Origin of the sequence: Streptomyces sp. 4F14, from assembly GCF_048159485.1 — a bacterium.
Classification (GTDB): domain Bacteria; phylum Actinomycetota; class Actinomycetes; order Streptomycetales; family Streptomycetaceae; genus Streptomyces.
Genome location: NZ_JBLRVY010000045.1, coordinates 15,564 through 31,395 on the forward strand (window position 1 = coordinate 15,564; position 15,832 = coordinate 31,395).

At 73.3% G+C, this 15,832-nt stretch carries 18 protein-coding genes and 1 riboswitch; of the genes, 11 read left to right on the top strand and 7 right to left on the bottom strand.

Features of this window, described 5'->3' with window-relative positions; all coding sequences use genetic code 11:
- Positions 1 to 24 precede the first annotated feature (24 nt).
- Positions 25 to 168: riboswitch (cobalamin riboswitch) on the bottom strand.
- 113 nt (positions 169 to 281) lie between these two features.
- On the bottom strand, positions 282 to 503 hold the full coding sequence (locus tag ACLZOT_RS46170) for a hypothetical protein (RefSeq protein ID WP_416975278.1): 222 nt from the start codon (positions 501 to 503) through the stop codon (positions 282 to 284).
- A 20-nt stretch (positions 504 to 523) separates the two neighbouring features.
- Positions 524 to 1,750 (bottom strand): anion permease, encoded by a 1,227-nt coding sequence (locus tag ACLZOT_RS46175; protein ID WP_416975279.1) that lies wholly within the window; start codon positions 1,748 to 1,750, stop codon positions 524 to 526.
- 129 nt (positions 1,751 to 1,879) lie between these two features.
- Between ACLZOT_RS46175 and ACLZOT_RS46180 the strand changes: the two genes are divergently transcribed.
- From ACLZOT_RS46180 to ACLZOT_RS46190, 3 genes are all read left to right on the top strand, one after another.
- Positions 1,880 to 2,548 (top strand): class II aldolase/adducin family protein, encoded by a 669-nt coding sequence (locus ACLZOT_RS46180; RefSeq protein ID WP_416975280.1) that lies wholly within the window; start codon positions 1,880 to 1,882, stop codon positions 2,546 to 2,548.
- A gap of 117 nt (positions 2,549 to 2,665) precedes the next feature.
- Positions 2,666 to 3,787 carry an alpha/beta hydrolase gene (locus tag ACLZOT_RS46185; protein ID WP_416975281.1) on the top strand — a complete coding sequence of 374 codons (1,122 nt, stop codon included), beginning with the start codon at positions 2,666 to 2,668 and terminating at the stop codon, positions 3,785 to 3,787.
- Between the two features lie 214 nt (positions 3,788 to 4,001).
- Positions 4,002 to 5,480, top strand: coding sequence for a hypothetical protein (locus ACLZOT_RS46190; RefSeq protein WP_416975282.1), 1,479 nt, complete (start codon positions 4,002 to 4,004; stop codon positions 5,478 to 5,480).
- Positions 5,481 to 5,514: 34 nt separating this feature from the next.
- Here ACLZOT_RS46190 and ACLZOT_RS46195 read toward each other — a convergent pair whose 3' ends face one another.
- A complete protein-coding gene (locus ACLZOT_RS46195; RefSeq protein WP_416975283.1) occupies positions 5,515 to 5,928 on the bottom strand; it encodes a VOC family protein in 414 nt (137 codons plus the stop codon).
- A gap of 95 nt (positions 5,929 to 6,023) precedes the next feature.
- Positions 6,024 to 6,914 (bottom strand): neutral zinc metallopeptidase, encoded by an 891-nt coding sequence (locus tag ACLZOT_RS46200; RefSeq protein ID WP_416975284.1) that lies wholly within the window; start codon positions 6,912 to 6,914, stop codon positions 6,024 to 6,026.
- Positions 6,915 to 7,103: 189 nt separating this feature from the next.
- Here ACLZOT_RS46200 and ACLZOT_RS46205 point away from each other — a divergent pair, with 189 nt between their 5' ends.
- The 3 genes from ACLZOT_RS46205 to ACLZOT_RS46215 all read left to right on the top strand — a co-directional run bounded on the left by ACLZOT_RS46205 (position 7,104) and on the right by ACLZOT_RS46215 (position 10,180).
- Positions 7,104 to 8,702 carry an ABC-F family ATP-binding cassette domain-containing protein gene (locus tag ACLZOT_RS46205; protein ID WP_416975285.1) on the top strand — a complete coding sequence of 533 codons (1,599 nt, stop codon included), beginning with the start codon at positions 7,104 to 7,106 and terminating at the stop codon, positions 8,700 to 8,702.
- A 346-nt stretch (positions 8,703 to 9,048) separates the two neighbouring features.
- Positions 9,049 to 9,270 carry a helix-turn-helix domain-containing protein gene (locus tag ACLZOT_RS46210; protein WP_004002281.1) on the top strand — a complete coding sequence of 74 codons (222 nt, stop codon included), beginning with the start codon at positions 9,049 to 9,051 and terminating at the stop codon, positions 9,268 to 9,270.
- 118 nt (positions 9,271 to 9,388) lie between these two features.
- Complete coding sequence (locus ACLZOT_RS46215; protein WP_416975286.1) at positions 9,389 to 10,180, top strand: enoyl-CoA hydratase/isomerase family protein; 792 nt, start codon at positions 9,389 to 9,391, stop codon at positions 10,178 to 10,180.
- Between the two features lie 56 nt (positions 10,181 to 10,236).
- Here the strand turns inward: ACLZOT_RS46215 and ACLZOT_RS46220 are convergent, their stop codons facing one another.
- Positions 10,237 to 10,905, bottom strand: a complete 669-nt coding sequence (locus tag ACLZOT_RS46220) for a nucleopolyhedrovirus P10 family protein (RefSeq protein ID WP_416975287.1) — start codon at positions 10,903 to 10,905, stop codon at positions 10,237 to 10,239.
- A 94-nt stretch (positions 10,906 to 10,999) separates the two neighbouring features.
- On the opposite strand from ACLZOT_RS46220, the gene ACLZOT_RS46225 reads away from it, so the two are divergent.
- Genes ACLZOT_RS46225 through amaP form a run of 5 tightly spaced genes read left to right on the top strand, consistent with a single transcriptional unit; the run spans position 11,000 to position 13,280 of the window.
- Positions 11,000 to 11,464 (top strand): Asp23/Gls24 family envelope stress response protein, encoded by a 465-nt coding sequence (locus tag ACLZOT_RS46225; protein ID WP_416975288.1) that lies wholly within the window; start codon positions 11,000 to 11,002, stop codon positions 11,462 to 11,464.
- Between the two features lie 31 nt (positions 11,465 to 11,495).
- Entirely contained in the window at positions 11,496 to 11,681 is a 186-nt protein-coding gene (locus ACLZOT_RS46230; protein WP_355876387.1) for a hypothetical protein, read from the top strand.
- The gene (locus ACLZOT_RS46235) at positions 11,678 to 12,022 is read left to right on the top strand and encodes a hypothetical protein (protein ID WP_416975289.1); all 345 of its coding nucleotides are present in this window, start codon (positions 11,678 to 11,680) and stop codon (positions 12,020 to 12,022) included. Before ACLZOT_RS46230 ends, ACLZOT_RS46235 begins: the two co-directional genes overlap by 4 nt.
- The gene (locus ACLZOT_RS46240) at positions 12,019 to 12,696 is read left to right on the top strand and encodes a DUF6286 domain-containing protein (protein WP_416975290.1); all 678 of its coding nucleotides are present in this window, start codon (positions 12,019 to 12,021) and stop codon (positions 12,694 to 12,696) included. The genes ACLZOT_RS46235 and ACLZOT_RS46240 overlap by 4 nt, the downstream gene beginning before the upstream one ends.
- 5 nt (positions 12,697 to 12,701) lie before the next feature.
- Positions 12,702 to 13,280 (top strand): alkaline shock response membrane anchor protein AmaP, encoded by a 579-nt coding sequence (gene amaP / locus ACLZOT_RS46245; protein WP_416975291.1) that lies wholly within the window; start codon positions 12,702 to 12,704, stop codon positions 13,278 to 13,280.
- A gap of 4 nt (positions 13,281 to 13,284) precedes the next feature.
- On the opposite strand, the gene ACLZOT_RS46250 is transcribed toward amaP, so the two are convergent.
- Positions 13,285 to 14,040 carry an SDR family oxidoreductase gene (locus ACLZOT_RS46250; protein ID WP_416975292.1) on the bottom strand — a complete coding sequence of 252 codons (756 nt, stop codon included), beginning with the start codon at positions 14,038 to 14,040 and terminating at the stop codon, positions 13,285 to 13,287.
- Between the two features lie 5 nt (positions 14,041 to 14,045).
- Complete coding sequence (locus ACLZOT_RS46255; RefSeq protein ID WP_416975293.1) at positions 14,046 to 15,827, bottom strand: glycoside hydrolase family 15 protein; 1,782 nt, start codon at positions 15,825 to 15,827, stop codon at positions 14,046 to 14,048.
- Between the last annotated feature and the right edge of the window lie 5 nt (positions 15,828 to 15,832).

The following is a 15,832-nucleotide window of genomic DNA, read 5'->3' on the forward strand; positions in this document are numbered from 1 at the left end:
CTCACTCAGGGTGTCCACGCCCTGGTTCGACGAGACCGGCGGTGGGAGTTCCTGGCTCCCGGGGATGACTACCCCGGTCACAGTGGCGGGACCGCGCCGGATTCGCACCGGTCTTCCTCCTGAGCCGCCGTACATGGCCCTGGCAGTCCACCACGGGCCTCGAAGAGCCGTCAACTCACTGTTGACCTGCGAGAGCGGAGTGTGCAGAACCCCACACGAAACCCCGTACAGCGGGTGCCGTACGGGGTTGTGGAAACGCTTGCTGCCGGTTCTCAGGGCGCTCAGGCGACGATCAGGCTGATGCCGTACGCCACGGCCCCCAGGCACGCCGCGAAGCACGCGTACGCCCCCGTCACCGCGAGCGCCGCCGAGCCGCCGTCGGCCTGGGCGCGCTCGTGGCGGGAGAGGCCCATCACGCCGAGCGTGAAGAGGGTCACGAGCCCGATGGTGACCACGAGGCTGACACCGAAGACGGAGCCGAGTGCGGACCAGTCGATCTTCATGGTTGCGGTGTCCTTCGGGGTCAGACGGTCGCGGCCGGGGGAGCGGCCGGGTCGGTGGTGGCGCCGGCGGTCGCCGGGGCGGGGATGACGACCTTGATGTCGGAGCTGTCGGCGCTGTCGGCGCCGGGCGTCGCGGCGGGGGCGTCGTCCGTGTCGTTGACGTTGGTGTGGTCGATGACCTCACGCCGCGAGATCTTCCAGATCGCCGCGCTGGAGACGACGAGGAACACCGCGACGACGGCCGTGCCCCAGTCGCCGAGGTCGGTGACCGACTCCGCGAGCGCCCCGACCAGCGCGGCGGCCGGCAGGGTCAGACCCCACGCGACGAACATCCGCGTGGCCGTCGACCAGCGCACGACCCCGCCCTTGCGGCCGAGGCCCGCGCCCATCACGGACCCGGAGACCGCGTGCGTGGTGGAGAGGGAGAAGCCCAGGTGGGAGGAGGCGAGGATGACCGTCGCGGCGGACGTCTGCGCCGCGAAGCCCTGCTGGGGCTGGAGGTCGGTGAGGCCCTTGCCCATCGTGCGGATGATGCGCCAGCCGCCCAGGTACGTGCCCAGCGCGATCGCGAGACCGGCGGAGAGGATGACCCAGGTGGGCGGGTCCGAGTCGGGCGCGAGCGAGCCGCCCGCGACGAGCGCCAGCGTGATGATGCCCATCGTCTTCTGCGCGTCGTTCGTGCCGTGCGCCAGCGAGACGAGCCCGGCGGAGGCGATCTGCCCGAACCGGTAGCCCTTCTCGGCGGCCTTCCCGTCGGCCTTCTTCGCCAGGGTGTACGACAGCCGCGTCGCCAGCATCGCGGCGAGCCCGGCGACGATCGGTGCGGCGACCGCGGGGATCAGCACCTTCGTGACCAGCACGTCGCCGTGCACCGCGCCCGTGCCGGCCGAGGCCAGCGTCGCGCCGATGAGGCCGCCCATCAGGGCGTGCGAGGAGCTGGAGGGCAGGCCGACCAGCCAGGTCAGCAGGTTCCAGAGGATCGCGCCGACCAGCGCCGCGAAGATCACCTCGGGTCGTATACCGCTTTCGTCTACGAGTCCCTTGGAGATCGTGTTCGCGACCTCCACGGAGAGAAACGCCCCCACAAGGTTCAGCGCGGCGGACATGGCCACCGCCACCTTGGGCCTCAGTGCGCCGGTCGAGATGGTCGTGGCCATCGCGTTGGCGGTGTCGTGGAAACCGTTCGTGAAATCGAACGCGAGAGCGGTGACCACCACTATCGCGAGGATCAGCGAGAAGTTTTCCATTTACCCAGGCAATCGTTCGAAGTAATCGGCTGGTTGAAGGTAGGTAACCTGGATGAACGGAAGGTGAACTGGACAGGGCATCGCGGTGTCACTGTGGGCATGAGTCCCCCACCTGGCAGGATCACCCGCATGGCTGAGCACAGGCGCCCGCGTCCCGAAGAGGCCGCGGCATGGGAGTCCCTGGTCGCGACGGCCCGCCGCACGGTCACCGACGGACTCGTGGTGGGCACCTCCGGAAACGTCTCGGTACGCCTCGACGACGTGGTCCTCGTCACCCCGACAGGCGTCCCGTACGACCGGCTGGGGCCCGGGGACGTCACCGGTGTCGACCTCGACGGCAACCAGGTCATCGGCACCCTGAGACCGACCAGCGAACTCCCCATGCACCTCACCGTCTACCGCGCGACCGGCGCCGGAGCCGTCGTCCACACCCACGCCGTCCACGCCACGGCCGTCTCCACCCTCGTCCCCGAACTCCCGGCGATCCACTACATGACCGGCGCCCTCGGCGGCCCGGTCCGCGTCGCCCCCTACGCGACGTACGGCACCCAGGAACTCGCCGACCACATCCTCACCGCCCTCCAGGACCGCACCGCCTGCCTCCTGCGCAACCACGGCACCCTCGCGTACGCCCCCACCCTCGACCGCGCCTTCACCGACACGGCCCAGCTCGAATGGATGTGCCGCCTCTGGCTGACGGCGGCCTCGGTACCGGGCCACACACCGAGCCTGCTGACCTTGGACCAGGTGAGGGAAGCGGGGGACAAGCTGAGGGGGTACGGACAGGGGACGGCCTGAGGGGCGGGGCGGGGCCGGGCCGGGGGCGCGGCCTGCGGCGGCCTGAGAGCCGGGCGCGCGGCCCGGGACGGGGTACGTCCACTGGCCGCCCCCGCCCGTCACCCGGACACTGGACGCGTGCGCCCAGTCAAAGCGACGGCCCTCGCCGTCTCCGCAGCAGTGGCCGCCGGCGCGGCGAGCGTCGCCGCGGGCCGGGTGGTGAGCGACACGGCGTTGAAGGCCCCGCCCGGCCGCCCCCTGCCGACGGAACCGAGACTCACGGTCCACGCCACCGCGCCGGGCCGGCTCACCCTCACCCGCCACCTCGCCGCCCTCAGACCCGGCACCTACGGCGTCACCGGCGCCGACGTCCACGCGGTGGTCGGCCCGGTCCTCCCCGACGCCCCGCACGACGCCGACACGGTCGTCCGCCGCCTCGAACGCGTCTCGTACGGCACCCTCGGCGCCGGCACGGCCGTACGCCTCACCCCGAACCTGCACGTCGGCGACCCGACGACGGCCCTCGGGCTGGCCCACACGGACGTCCGCTTCCCCGGTGAACTCGGCGCGCTGCCCGGCTGGTTCGTGCCCGGTGCGCGCCGGACGTGGGTGATCGCGGTGCACGGCCTCGGCGCGGGCCGCGAACACGCCCTGAACGTCCTCGGGTTCCTGCACCGCCGCCGCTTCCCGGTCCTCGTCCCCGCCTACCGGGGCGACGAGGGGGCGCCCCGCTCGCCGGACGGCCTCAACCACCTCGGCACGACGGAGTGGCGGGACGTCGACGCGGCGATGCGGTACGCCCTCGGGCGCGGCGCGGACCGGGTGGTCCTGCTCGGCTGGTCGACCGGCGCCGCGATGGCCCTGCGCGCGGCCACCCGCTCCGGCCTCGCGGACCGCGTCTCCGGCCTGGTCCTCGACTCCCCGGTCCTCGACTGGCGGACGACCCTGCGCTCCCTCGCCTCCGCGCGCCGCGCCCCCGGCGCCCTGCTCCCGCTCGCGGTCCGCGCGGCCCTGGGCCGCCTCGGCGACGGCGGGCAGCCCCCGGACGACGACCTGAGGCTCCCCGCCGTCCCCACGCTGATCGTCCACGGCCCCGGCGACACCGTCGCCCCCTGGGCCCTCTCCCGCCGCCTCGCCGCCCGGGCGCCCGCGCTCGCCACCTTCCACGAGGTCCACGACGCCCCGCACGGCGCGATGTGGAACGCCGACCCGGCGGCGTACGAGGAGACGCTGCGGAGGTTCCTGACGCCGTTGATGTGAACGACCGGTGCGCGCCCCCGCGTTCCCTCCCCATGCCCCTGCGGTGTGAGTCCCGGCACACCCGGCACCCCCGGTAGCGGGGATTCCGCTTGAGCCCGTCCCCGTGCCGGACACCCCCTCGACCCCCTCTCCGCACCTTGTGCGTTGGCCAGTCCCGTAGCCCCCCGTGACATTCCGTTTGGGTTTTCGGACCGTCAACCGGAAGACTGCACCCGTGACGTCCCGTATCCCGCGCGACTCCAGGCTTCGACTCGTCCGCCCGCGACCCCTGGCCGCCGCCCCCTCAGCTGTGAACCAGCGGCGCCCGCGCCGCGCCGCGCCCCGCCCCCCGGAGGGCACACCGGCCCCGGCGGAACTGGCCAGAATGGCTCGCTCGGGCCTGGCCGCCGCCGCCCGCGTGGCCCGCTGGGCGGACAACGCCCTCGGTCCCGGCAAGGACGCCGCGACCATCGACGGCAGGGCGACCCTCTCCCACGCGACCGCCGAGCGCGCCGCGAGCGACCTCGGCCTGAGCGTCGACCAGGTCCGCGCCGACTGGGACACCGCGCGCCTCGCCGGCCTCATCGAGGTGCACGGCGCGAGCGCCCGCCCCGGCTGGCGGCTGCGCGCCTGGGACCGCGACGACAGCGCGGTGCTGCGCGGCTGGGTGGCCCTCTTCGACGCCTGGTCCCTCGCGATCACCGAACCGGCCGACGAGGAGCCCGCGACGGTCGCCGAGGTCGTCTCGGCGATGCCGCAGGTCCTCTCCTTCCTCCAGCTCTCCGCCGGACCCGTCCCCGTCGACCAGCTCCTCGACCTCCTCGCCCAGCGCGTGACCGAACTGCGCACGGAACGCTGCGAGATCCCGTACGCCGCGGGGGCGGACGGGGACGCGGCGACGGCCGAGGCCACCGGATTCACCGCCCCGGCGCTCACCACCGCGACCGCCGCTCCCCTCGGCCTCGCGGAGCCCGCGCAGGCCGCCGACCCCGTCGAGCTCACCCCCCTCCTCGACTGGGCCCTCCACGCCCTCACCTCCGTCGGCGCGCTGACCTGCGGTGACGGACAGGCCACCCTCACCCCCCTGGGGAGCTGGGCGACCTGGGTCAAGCTGGAGCAGATCTGCGTCGCCGCGCAGAGCCCCGCCGGGAACATCGAGCAGGCCGCCGAGGACATGCTCCGCGGCTGCGCCCAACTGCGCCCGAACGCGGCCCGCTCCGAGTACCGCGCCTGGCTCGCGGCCCGCACGGTCGGCAGCGCGGTGACGGAACTCCTGGTCGCCGCGCGCGGCGAGGACGCGCTGCTGCGGGGCCTGGCCTTCGAGGCGCTGCGCGTCGTCGGCGCCCCGGCCGAGCCGGACGTCCGCGCCGTCGTCGACGAACCCGCGCTGCGCCCGTACGCCCTGCTGTGGCTCGCGGAGCACGACGGCGTCGACCCCGAGGACGCGCACGAGGTCCTCACGCGCGAGGAGGCCACCTGGCTCTGGGTCGACACGGCCGCCGCCGTCGCCGACCACGGCGAGGCCCCCATGCTGGTGCGCCACCTCGAATCCGCGCTCCAGCCGACCGTCCCCGCGCTCCTGAACGAGGTCCGCGCGGTCGGCCACCCCCGCACCGTCCAGGTACTCGTCGCCCTCGCCGCCGCCCACCCGGACCCGGCCCTCGCGAAAGCCGTCCGCAGGGCGGCCTTCCAGGTCCACACCGGGGGAAGCTGACCCGCCGGGGGCGTCCCCCACCGCCCCCGCGCCGTCACCCCCTGACCTCCGGCGCGTACGTCCCGAACGACCACACGTTCCCCTCCAGGTCCCGCGCCAGGTAGTCCCGCGCCCCGTAGTCCTGGTCCGTCGGCGGCATCAGGATCTCCGCGCCCTGCTCCACCGCGCGCCGGTGGTGCGCGTCCACGTCGTCCACGACGACGTACGTCCCCGTCGGCCCCGCGCCCTTCATCGCCGCGTCGAAGACCCCGCCCCGGCCCTTGGAGCCGAGCATCACGACCCCGTTGCCGTACACCAGTTCGGCGTGCAGGATCACGCCGCCCTCGCCCTCGTACACCGTCAGTTCCGTGAAGCCGAACGCCTCCGTGAGCTGCCGGATCGCCGCTTTCGCGTCGCCGTACAGCACCGTCGGGCAGATGCTCGGGCGCCCGCTGACCGCTCCCGCCATACCGACCACTCCCTGAGGATTTCCGCCGGAATATCACCTGTGGACCAGTCTGGCACCCGCCACTGACAACCGGGTCGGAAACCGCACGAGCCCGGTCAGCGGAAGGTGTCGCAGCGGTCCATGTCGCCGCTGCGGTACCCGGTGTCGAACCACTGCTGCCGCTGCGCCGCCGACCCGTGCGTCCAGGACTCCGGCGTGACCCGCCCCTGGAACCGCTCCTGGATCCGGTCGTCCCCGACGGCCGCCGCCGCGTCGAGGCCGTCGCGGATGTCGGCGTCGGTGAGGTCCGTCAGCAGGGGCCGCCCGGTCGCGGAGTCCCGGGTGGTGGTGGCGTGCCGGGCCCAGACACCGGCGTAGCAGTCCGCCTGGAGCTCCACCCGCACCGCGTTGCTGTTCACCCCGGTCCGGCCGTCCTGCGCGCGCCTGAGGGTGCCCAGGAGGTCCTGGACGTGGTGGCCGTACTCGTGCGCGACGACGTACGCCTGCGCGAAGGCGCCGCCGCTCGCCCCGAACTTCGTACGCAGCTCGTCGAAGAAGCCCAGGTCGAGGTAGACCTTGCGGTCGCCGGGGCAGTAGAACGGCCCGACGGCGGCACTCGCCGCTCCGCACGCGGTGTTCACGCGCCCGCTGAACAGGACCGTCGGCGACGGCGTGTACGTCCCGCCGCGCCGCCGGAACTCCTCGCTCCAGTAGTCCTGCACGCTGTTGACGACGGCCACGATCCGGCAGTCGTCCTTCGTGTTCGCGTCCCGCCCGGTCCGGCAGGTCTGCTGCACCTGCGCCAGGGAGGAGGCGGTGGCGGCCGGCTCGTCGCCGCCCGAGGAGAGCCCGAGCTGATCGGGGCCGACCCCGAGGAACAGCGCCAGCAGGAGTGCGATCACCCCGGCGATCCCGCCGCCCACGGTGGCCCGCCCGCCCGGGATCCGGCTCCCGCGCACGTCCTGCACCTCGGAGGTGTCCAGCGGAGCGTCGTCGTCGAACTGCATGCGCCCAGCGTGCAGCGCGATCGACGGCAGCGCCCCCGCAGCTCACCCGGACGGCGTAGCACCCGAGGCCGCAAAACACCTTGCGAGCCCCCGTTAGACTGGCCTCATGGCCATTCTCCTCGCGCATTAGACGACGGGATCGTCCGCACACCCTCGTCCAGCCACCCCATCACGCCCTGGAGTCTGTCCGTGATCTCCGCCTCCGGTATCGAACTGCGCGCAGGCGCCCGCATCCTCATCGAGAGCGCCACCTTCCGCGTCGCCAAGGGCGACCGCATCGGCCTCGTCGGCCGCAACGGCGCGGGCAAGACGACCCTGACGAAGGTCCTGGCCGGCGAGGGCCAGCCCGCCGCGGGCCAGGTCGCCCGCTCCGGCGAGGTCGGCTACCTCCCCCAGGACCCCCGCACCGGCGACCTCGACGTCCTCGCCCGTGACCGCATCCTCTCCGCGCGCGGGCTCGACGTACTGATCCGCAAGATGCGCGAGAACGAGCAGCGCATCGCCAACGGCAGCGGCGCCACCCGCGACAAGGCCCTGCGGCAGTACGAGCGCCAGGAGACCGAGTTCCTGACCAAGGGCGGGTACGCCGCCGAGGCGGAGGCCGCGACGATCGCCGCCGCGCTGAACCTCCCCGACCGCGTGCTGGGCCAGCCCCTGCACACGCTCTCCGGCGGTCAGCGCCGCCGCGTGGAGCTGGCCCGGATCCTGTTCTCCGACGCGGACACCCTGCTCCTCGACGAGCCGACGAACCACCTCGACGCGGACTCGATCATCTGGCTGCGGGACTACCTGAAGACCTACCGCGGCGGCTTCATCGTCATCTCCCACGACGTGGACCTCGTCGAGACGGTCGTCAACAAGGTGTTCTACCTGGACGCCAACCGCGCCCAGATCGACGTCTACAACATGGGCTGGAAGCTCTACCAGCAGCAGCGCGAGGCCGACGAGAAGCGCCGCAAGCGCGAGCGGCAGAACGCCGAGAAGAAGGCCGCCGCCCTGCACTCGCAGGCCGACAAGATGCGCGCCAAGGCCACCAAGACGGTCGCCGCGCAGAACATGGCCAAGCGCGCCGACCGGCTCCTCGCGGGCCTGGAGGCGGTCCGCGTCTCTGACAAGGTCGCCAAGCTCCGCTTCCCGGAGCCCGCGCCCTGCGGCAAGACCCCGCTGATGGCGGAGGGCCTGTCGAAGTCGTACGGCTCCCTGGAGATCTTCACGGACGTCGACCTCGCCATCGACAAGGGCTCCCGCGTCGTCATCCTCGGCCTCAACGGCGCCGGCAAGACGACCCTGCTGCGCCTCCTCGGGGGCGTCGAGAAGCCCGACACCGGCGAGGTCAGGCCCGGGCACGGCCTCAAGCTCGGCTACTACGCGCAGGAGCACGAGACGCTGGACCCGGAGCGCACGGTCCTGGAGAACATGCGCTCCTCCGCGCCCGACCTGGACCTCGTCGAGGTCCGCAAGACGCTCGGCTCGTTCCTGTTCTCCGGGGACGACGTCGACAAGCCCGCGGGCGTCCTGTCCGGCGGCGAGAAGACCCGCCTCGCGCTCGCGACGCTCGTCGTGTCCTCGGCGAACGTCCTGCTGCTCGACGAGCCCACCAACAACCTCGACCCGGCCTCCCGCGAGGAGATCCTCGGCGCGCTGCGCACCTACAAGGGCGCCGTCGTCCTCGTCACCCACGACGAGGGCGCGGTGGAGGCGCTCCAGCCCGAGCGGATCATCCTGCTGCCCGACGGCGTCGAGGACCTGTGGGGCGCGGACTACGCGGATCTCGTCGCCCTGGCTTGATCGAATGGATGATCCACTGAGTATGGATCATTCGGCCTACCGGTGATCCATCATCTGTGTGAGATCTCCTCGTATCGAGGTGTGTCCGTTCCGGATTTCACGGCCGGCCCCTTTGTCGACAACCGTCGACGGGGGGTCGGCCGCTGTGTCTCTCTGACCTGCATGTTCACGCAAAGTGGCGTTCGACGGGACGGACGCGGCCGAGCGGAATTCCGGATTCCGATTGTGGGGACGGACTCCTGTCGTCAAAACCCTCATCCACGGACCTTGCCGAATGGGTGGCCAGGACGACCGGGAGGGGTGATCATGAGGGGACCAAGAGCGCACTTCCCATGAGGAGGCACGGGTGGCCGAGACTCTGAAGAAGGGCAGCCGGGTGACCGGCGCCGCGCGCGACAAGCTCGCGGCAGACCTGAAGAAAAAGTACGACTCCGGTGCGAGCATCCGGGCGCTGGCCGAAGAGACCGGCCGCTCGTATGGCTTCGTCCACCGGATGCTCAGCGAGTCGGGCGTCACGCTCCGTGGGCGTGGCGGCGCGACGAGGGGCAAGAAGGCCGCTTCGTCCTGACGTCGGGCGGCCCATCGTTCTTCGATGGTGGCCACCCGGTCGGCACACTGACCGACCGGGTGGTTACTGTGCAGTCACTTAGCTGTACTCAGGTGACCGCACCCATCGGAGGCGCCCCATGGCTTCGCTCGCACCGGCACTGGACAAGGACGGCGTACGGCTCACCGTCGACGACACGCTCGCCACGGTGACGCTGACCAACCCGGCCAAGCGCAACGCGCAGAGCCCCGCGCTGTGGCGGGCGCTCGCCGAGGCCGGGCGGTCACTGCCGGGCTCCGTCCGTGTCGTCGTGCTGCGCGGCGAGGGCAAGTCCTTCTCCGCCGGCCTCGACCGGCAGATGTTCACGCCCGAAGGCATCGAGGGCGAACCGTCCCTCGTGGACCTCGCACGCCGTGGCGACGCCGAACTCGACGCCGCCATCGCCGAGTTCCAGGAGGGCTTCACCTGGTGGCGGCGCAGCGACATCGTGTCCGTCGCCGCCGTCCAGGGCCACGCCATCGGCGCGGGGTTCCAGCTCGCCCTCGCCTGTGACCTGCGCGTCGTCGCCGACGACGTGCAGTTCGCGATGCGCGAGACCAGCCTCGGCCTCGTCCCCGACCTCACGGGCACCCACCCCCTGGTGACCCTGGTCGGCTACGGCCGCGCCGCGGAGATCTGCCTCACCGGCCGCTACGTCCACGCCGAGGAGGCCCTCCGTATCGGCCTGGCCAACGCGGTCGTCCCCGCCGCCGACCTCGACACGGCCGTCAAGGCCCTCACGGCCCCCCTCCTGGCAGCCCCCCGCGACGCGGTCGTGGAGACCAAGGCCCTCCTCCAGGGCGCCGCAGGCCGCACCTACGACGACCAGCGCGCGGCGGAACGCGCGGCCCAGGCCCGCCGCCTCAGGGACCTGGCAGGGCTGGGGGAGTAGGCGGGCCCAGGGCCGCAGAGGGCCGACGACCGGCACGGGACCGGCCCGCCCGCCTCTCACCCCACGGCGATCACCAGCACCGCCACCGTGGGGCTGCCCGCCAGCCGCCCCACCGCCGCGCGCACCTCCCGCGCCACATCCAGCGCCCGCAGGTCCGCGCGTACGGCGACCTCCACGCGCGCGTGCGGGCGCGGGAGCGCGTTCGGGCCGGGCCGGTCCTCCAGCCGTACGGTGCCGCCCAGCACCCCCGGCACCCCGGACAGCGCCTCGGCCAGGGGCCCCTTCCACGGCGGGAGCGGCTCCGGCTCGTCCGCCGGGTCGTCCGGCAGGACCAGGCCCGTCACCCGCAGGTCGATCTCCGTCACGACCAGCCCGAGGCGCTCCGCCGACGCCGCCGCGAGGGCGGCACGCAGGCGGGCGGCGGAGTTCGGCAGCGGCTCCGTCGGGCGGGCGGAGAACTCGGCGGACATTCTCAGGGGGCCCGGCGGAAGGGCGGCCGGGGGCGGCGGTACGACCGGCTCGTGCGCGGCCCCGGGATCGGCGAGCTCCAGCCGCAGCGGGCCCAGCCGCGCGCCCTCGACCGTGCCCGCGACCGCCCGCGCGAGGGCCGCCCGAGCCGCGCTCTCCGCCAGCCAGCAGCCGTCACGGGGGCCGCCGAGGGGGAGGAACCTGCCGAGTCCGAGCTGCTGCCGGACCGTCTGACGCCAGTGCTGCTCCGCAGTCATTCCACCAGCCTGCCGCATCCCCGGAGCGCTATGGGTGAACCGCGCTTACGGTTGGTCTGGTCGAAGAGAGCCGTCCGGAAGGGACGTACGGATCATGACCGACACCACGCAGAACCCCGTCGGCGAGACCGATCAGGCGGTGCGCAAGGCCGTGAAGCGCGGCGGGGGAGACCCCGCGACCAGGGGGCGGACGACGATCGCCGACGGCGTCGTGGAGAAGATCGCGGGGCTCGCCGCACGGGACGTCGTCGGTGTGCACGCCATGGGCAGCGGGCTGAGCCGCACCTTCGGCGCCGTCCGCGACCGGGTCCCCGGCAGCTCCAAGTCCGTCTCGCGGGGCGTGAAGGCCGAGGTCGGCGAGGTGCAGACCGCGCTGGACCTGGAGATCGTCGTCGACTACGGCGTCTCCATCGCGGACGTCGCGCGGGCCGTGCGGGAGAACGTGATCGCCGCCGTCGAGCGCATGACCGGCCTTGAGGTCGTCGAGGTCAACATCGCCGTCAGCGACGTCAAGCTGCCCGAGGAAGAGGACGACGAGCCGGAACCCCGGATCCAGTGACCCGGTGTCCAGGGACGCGAAGGGACCACACATGAGCAGGGCCGTCATCGGCATGATCGCCGGCATGGCGCTGGGCTTCGCCGGGTACTTCGGCGGGTTCGGCGCCTTCCTCCTGGTGGCCGCCCTCGGCGCCATCGGGTTCGTCGTCGGCCGGTTCCTCGAAGGGGACCTGGAACTCGGCGACTTCCTGCGCTCGCGCGACGACCGGCGCCGATGACGTCGGCCGTCGCGGCGGGGGAGCGCGGGGCGACGCGGATCGCCGACCGGGTGGTCGCGAAGATCGCCTCCCAGGCGGCCCGCGAGGCCCTCGGCCCCCTCCCGCCCGACGCGGCGCCCCCGCACGCCATGGTGGTCGTCACCCACGACCACGCACGCGTGCGCGTGTTCCTCGAACTCGGCTACCCCACCGACATCGCGGCCCATTGCCGCGAGGTGCGTCGAAACGTGGTCGAGCGGGTACGCGCGTTGGTGGGAACGGACGTGCAGGACGTCGCCGTCACCATCGAACGCCTCCACCCGACGGCGGCCCACGGCGAGGCACAGGGGAGGACGCGATGAGCGAACCCCGGGGCAGCGAAGGCACGACCCAGCGGCTGCCGGTGATTCTCTCGAAAGAGCCAGAGGCGTACGGGGGTGACAGGGCGGGCGGCGAGGCCCGGACCCTGGAGCCCGAGGCGCCTCGCCCGGCGGGCGTACGCCGCTTCTGGTCCCCCCGCCGGGCACCGGCCGCCCTCACGGCCGTCCTGGTCCTCGCCGGCGCCGGTCTCCTCCTGTACGACATCGCCGCCGTCCGCGCCGACCGGCCCGCGATGCGCTGGCGCCGGGAACTGGCCCACCAGCTCGCCCAGCGACCCCTGGACGACACCTGGGTCCTCACCGGCGCGGGCATCGCGACCGCCCTCGGACTGCTGCTCCTGGCGCTGGCCCTGACACCGGGCCACCGCGACGTCCTCCCGATGCGGCCGACCCACCCGGACGTCCGCGCGGGCCTGCACCGCGACGCCGCCTCCCTCGTCCTGCGCGACCGGGCGATGGAGGTGTCGGGCGTCCAGTCCGTCCACGTGCGGATGGGACGGCGCCGTATCGACGTCCGTACGGTGTCCCACTTCCGTGACCTCGGCGAGGTCCGCGCCGACCTGGAGGCCACGCTCGCGGCGGCGCTGGACGGGCTCGGGCTCGCCCACCCGCCCGCCCTGGCGGTCCATGTCCGCCGACCCGCCCGGAAGGGGTGACCCCGATGCTGCGTACCGTCAACCGTGTCCTGCTCGGCCTCGCGGGGCTGGTCCTGCTCGCCGTCGGCGGCCCGGTCCTCGCGATCGGGCTGGGGGCCGACGCGCCCTCCTGGTGGATCCACGGCGACCGCCACGACGCCCTCCTGACAGCCGCTCAGCGCACCCGGTGGCGCGACGAGGGCTGGTGGTGGCCCACGGTCATCGGGGGGCTTGCGCTGGTCGTCCTGCTCGCCCTGTGGTGGCTCGCGGCGAACCTCCGGCGCCGGCGCCTCGGCGAGGTCCTCATCAACACCGGCGACGGCGAGTCGGCGATCCTCAGGGGCAGCGCCCTGGAGAACGTCCTCGCCACCGAGACGGCCCACCTCGACGGCGTCTCCCACGCGCGCGTCCACCTCACCGGCCGCCGCGACGCCCCGGAGACGCAGGTCCACCTGAGGGTGGAGCCGCACGCGTCCCCGGGGGAGGCACTGCGGAACTTCATCACGCACTCCCTCACGCGCGCGCGGGACTCGGCGGCGCTGAAGGCGCTGCCGGCGGAGGTGAGGATGAGGGCGATGAAGCACAAGGCGGAGAGGGTCAGCTGAGGGGTCAGAACCCGTGACGCATCCCGCCATCGACCGGAACCATGATCCCGGTCAGATAAGAAGCGGCCGGCGACAGCAGAAACGCTCCTGTCCGCCCGAACTCCTCCGGCCGCCCGTACCGCCGCAACGGGATCCGCGCCTCGTGCTCAGCCCTGGTCGCCTCCGGATCCGCCGACAACCCGTCCAGCTCGCGCACGCGGTCCGTGTCGATCCGCGCCGGCAGCAGCCCGACGACCCGGATGCCCCGCGGCCCCAGCTCGTCCGCGAGGGACTTCGCGAACCCGGCGAGCCCGGGCCGCAGCCCGTTGGAGATCGTCAGCCCCGGGATCGGCTCGTGCACGGACCCGGACAGCACGAACCCGATGACACCGCCCTCGTCCAGCTCGGCGGCAGCCGTACGCGCGAGCCGGACCGCGCCGAGGAAGACGGACCGGAACGCGGCCTCCCACTGCTCGTCCGTGTTGTCCGCGACGAACCCGGGCGGCGGCCCGCCCACGCTGACGAGGACCCCGTCGAACCGCCCGAACTCCTCGCGCGCGCGGGCGACGAGCCGGGCGGGCGCGTCCGGGTCCGCGTTGTCGACGGCGACCCCGACCGCGCCCCGGCCCAGCTCGCGCACCGCCTCGGCGACCCGCTCCGTGTCCCGCCCGGAGACGACCACCTTCGCCCCGTCCGCGAGCAGCTCGCGCGCGACCGCGTTGCCGAGTCCGCGCGTGGCCCCGGTGACGACGTACACCCGGTCCTTCAGTCCAAGATCCATGGCCCCTATCCTGCCTCCCCGCCGCCGAACAGGGCGAGGGCGGAGTTGACGAGCCCGATGTGGCTGAACGCCTGCGGGAAGTTGCCGAGCTGGCGCCCGGCGACGGGGTCGTACTCCTCGGCGAGCAGCCCGACGTCGTTGACGAGCCCGGCGAGCCGTTCGAACAGGGCCAGCGCCTCCTTGTGGCGGCCGGTCAGATGCAGCGCGTCGACCAGCCAGAACGAGCAGACGAGGAACGTCCCCTCGGAGCCGGGCAGGCCGTCGACGGTCGTGCCGTCGGTGCTGTAGCGGCGCACCAGCCCGTCGTGGCCGAGTTCCGCGCGGACCGCGTCGACCGTGCCGACCACGCGCGGGTCGTCGCCGGGCAGGAACCCGACGCGGGGGATCAGCAGGAGCGAGGCGTCGAGGTCGGCCGACCCGTAGGACTGCGTGAACGTGTTCCGCTCGGCGTCGTACCCGCGCTCGCACACCTCCGCGTGCACGGTGTCGCGCAGCTCGCGCCAGCCGTCGAGGTCGCCGCGCAGCTTCGGGTACGTCTCCAGCGCGCGTACGGCGCGGTCGGCGGCCACCCACACCATCACCTTGGAGTGCGTGAACTGGCGCCGCCCGCCCCGCACTTCCCACAGCCCCTCGTCGGGCTGGCGCCAGTTGTCGCGCAGCCACTCCATCAGCGCGTGCTGGAGCGCCCACACGTGCGGGCGCGCGGGCAGCCCCGAGTCCCGCGCGAGCGCGAGGGAGTCCATGACCTCGCCGTACACGTCGAGCTGGAGCTGGTCGACGGCGCCGTTGCCGACGCGTACGGGGCGGGAGTTCTCGTAGCCGGACAGCCACGGCAGATCCAGTTCCGGCAGACGGCGTTCGCCCGCGACGCCGTACATGATCTGGAGGTCGGCCGGGTCGCCCGCGACCGCGCGCAGGAGCCAGCGGTGCCAGGAGGCCGCCTCCTCGTGGTAGCCGGCCGACAGCAGGGCGCCCAGGGTGAGCGTCGAGTCGCGCAGCCAGCAGTGCCGGTAGTCCCAGTTGCGCACGCCGCCCGGCTCCTCCGGCAGGGAGGTGGTGGGGGCGGCGACGATGCCGCCCGTCGGCGCGTACGTCAGCGCCTTCAGCGTGATCAGGGAACGCCGCACAGCGGCCTCGTACGGCCCCTTGTAGCGGCAGCGGGCCGACCAGGCGCCCCAGTCCTCCAACGACGCCTCCAGGGCCGCGTAGGGGTCCACACGGGGCGGATGCGGTTCGTGCGAGGGGTGCCAGGTCAGCACGAACGCGACCCGCTCGCCCTCGGCGACCTCGAACTCCGCGTGCGTACCGAAGTCCTCGCCCCACGTCCGCACCGGCGGCTCGCTGCGCAGCCACGCCGAGTCGGGCCCCGCGACGGCCACCCGGTGCCCGTCCGAGCGGCGCATCCACGGCACGATCGACCCGTAGTCGAACCGCAGCCGCAGCGTGCTGCGTACGGTGACCCGGCCGCGCAGCCCCTCCACGATCCGCACCAGGTCGGGCGCCTTGTCCCGCTGCGGCATCAGGTCGGTGACCCGGACGGCGCCGTCCCCGGTCTCCCACTCGGTGTCCAGGACGAGCGTGTCGCCCCGGTACGACCGCCGGGTGCACGGACCGCTCACCCCCTTGGGCGCGATCCTCCAGTGGCCGTTCTCCTCGTCGCCCAGCAGGCGCGCGAAGCAGGCGGCCGAGTCGAAGCGGGGCAGGCAGAGCCAGTCGACAGACCCGTCCCGGCCGACCAGCGCGGCGGTCTGTTCGTCGCCGACGACGGCGTAGTCCTCGATACGCATGGAGA

What these genes read in the sequence shown, in the direction of transcription:
- ACLZOT_RS46170 (WP_416975278.1), bottom strand. Translation starts at nt 503, where the DNA reads ATGAAGATCGACTGGTCCGCACTCGGCTCCGTCTTCGGTGTCAGCCTC.
- ACLZOT_RS46175 (WP_416975279.1), bottom strand. Translation starts at nt 1,750, where the DNA reads ATGGAAAACTTCTCGCTGATCCTCGCGATAGTGGTGGTCACCGCTCTC.
- ACLZOT_RS46180 (WP_416975280.1), top strand. Translation starts at nt 1,880, where the DNA reads ATGGCTGAGCACAGGCGCCCGCGTCCCGAAGAGGCCGCGGCATGGGAG.
- ACLZOT_RS46195 (WP_416975283.1), bottom strand. Translation starts at nt 5,928, where the DNA reads ATGGCGGGAGCGGTCAGCGGGCGCCCGAGCATCTGCCCGACGGTGCTG.
- ACLZOT_RS46200 (WP_416975284.1), bottom strand. Translation starts at nt 6,914, where the DNA reads ATGCAGTTCGACGACGACGCTCCGCTGGACACCTCCGAGGTGCAGGAC.
- ACLZOT_RS46215 (WP_416975286.1), top strand. Translation starts at nt 9,389, where the DNA reads ATGGCTTCGCTCGCACCGGCACTGGACAAGGACGGCGTACGGCTCACC.
- ACLZOT_RS46220 (WP_416975287.1), bottom strand. Translation starts at nt 10,905, where the DNA reads ATGACTGCGGAGCAGCACTGGCGTCAGACGGTCCGGCAGCAGCTCGGA.
- ACLZOT_RS46225 (WP_416975288.1), top strand. Translation starts at nt 11,000, where the DNA reads ATGACCGACACCACGCAGAACCCCGTCGGCGAGACCGATCAGGCGGTG.
- ACLZOT_RS46230 (WP_355876387.1), top strand. Translation starts at nt 11,496, where the DNA reads ATGAGCAGGGCCGTCATCGGCATGATCGCCGGCATGGCGCTGGGCTTC.
- ACLZOT_RS46235 (WP_416975289.1), top strand. Translation starts at nt 11,678, where the DNA reads ATGACGTCGGCCGTCGCGGCGGGGGAGCGCGGGGCGACGCGGATCGCC.
- ACLZOT_RS46240 (WP_416975290.1), top strand. Translation starts at nt 12,019, where the DNA reads ATGAGCGAACCCCGGGGCAGCGAAGGCACGACCCAGCGGCTGCCGGTG.
- amaP (WP_416975291.1), top strand. Translation starts at nt 12,702, where the DNA reads ATGCTGCGTACCGTCAACCGTGTCCTGCTCGGCCTCGCGGGGCTGGTC.
- ACLZOT_RS46250 (WP_416975292.1), bottom strand. Translation starts at nt 14,040, where the DNA reads ATGGATCTTGGACTGAAGGACCGGGTGTACGTCGTCACCGGGGCCACG.
- ACLZOT_RS46255 (WP_416975293.1), bottom strand. Translation starts at nt 15,827, where the DNA reads ATGCGTATCGAGGACTACGCCGTCGTCGGCGACGAACAGACCGCCGCG.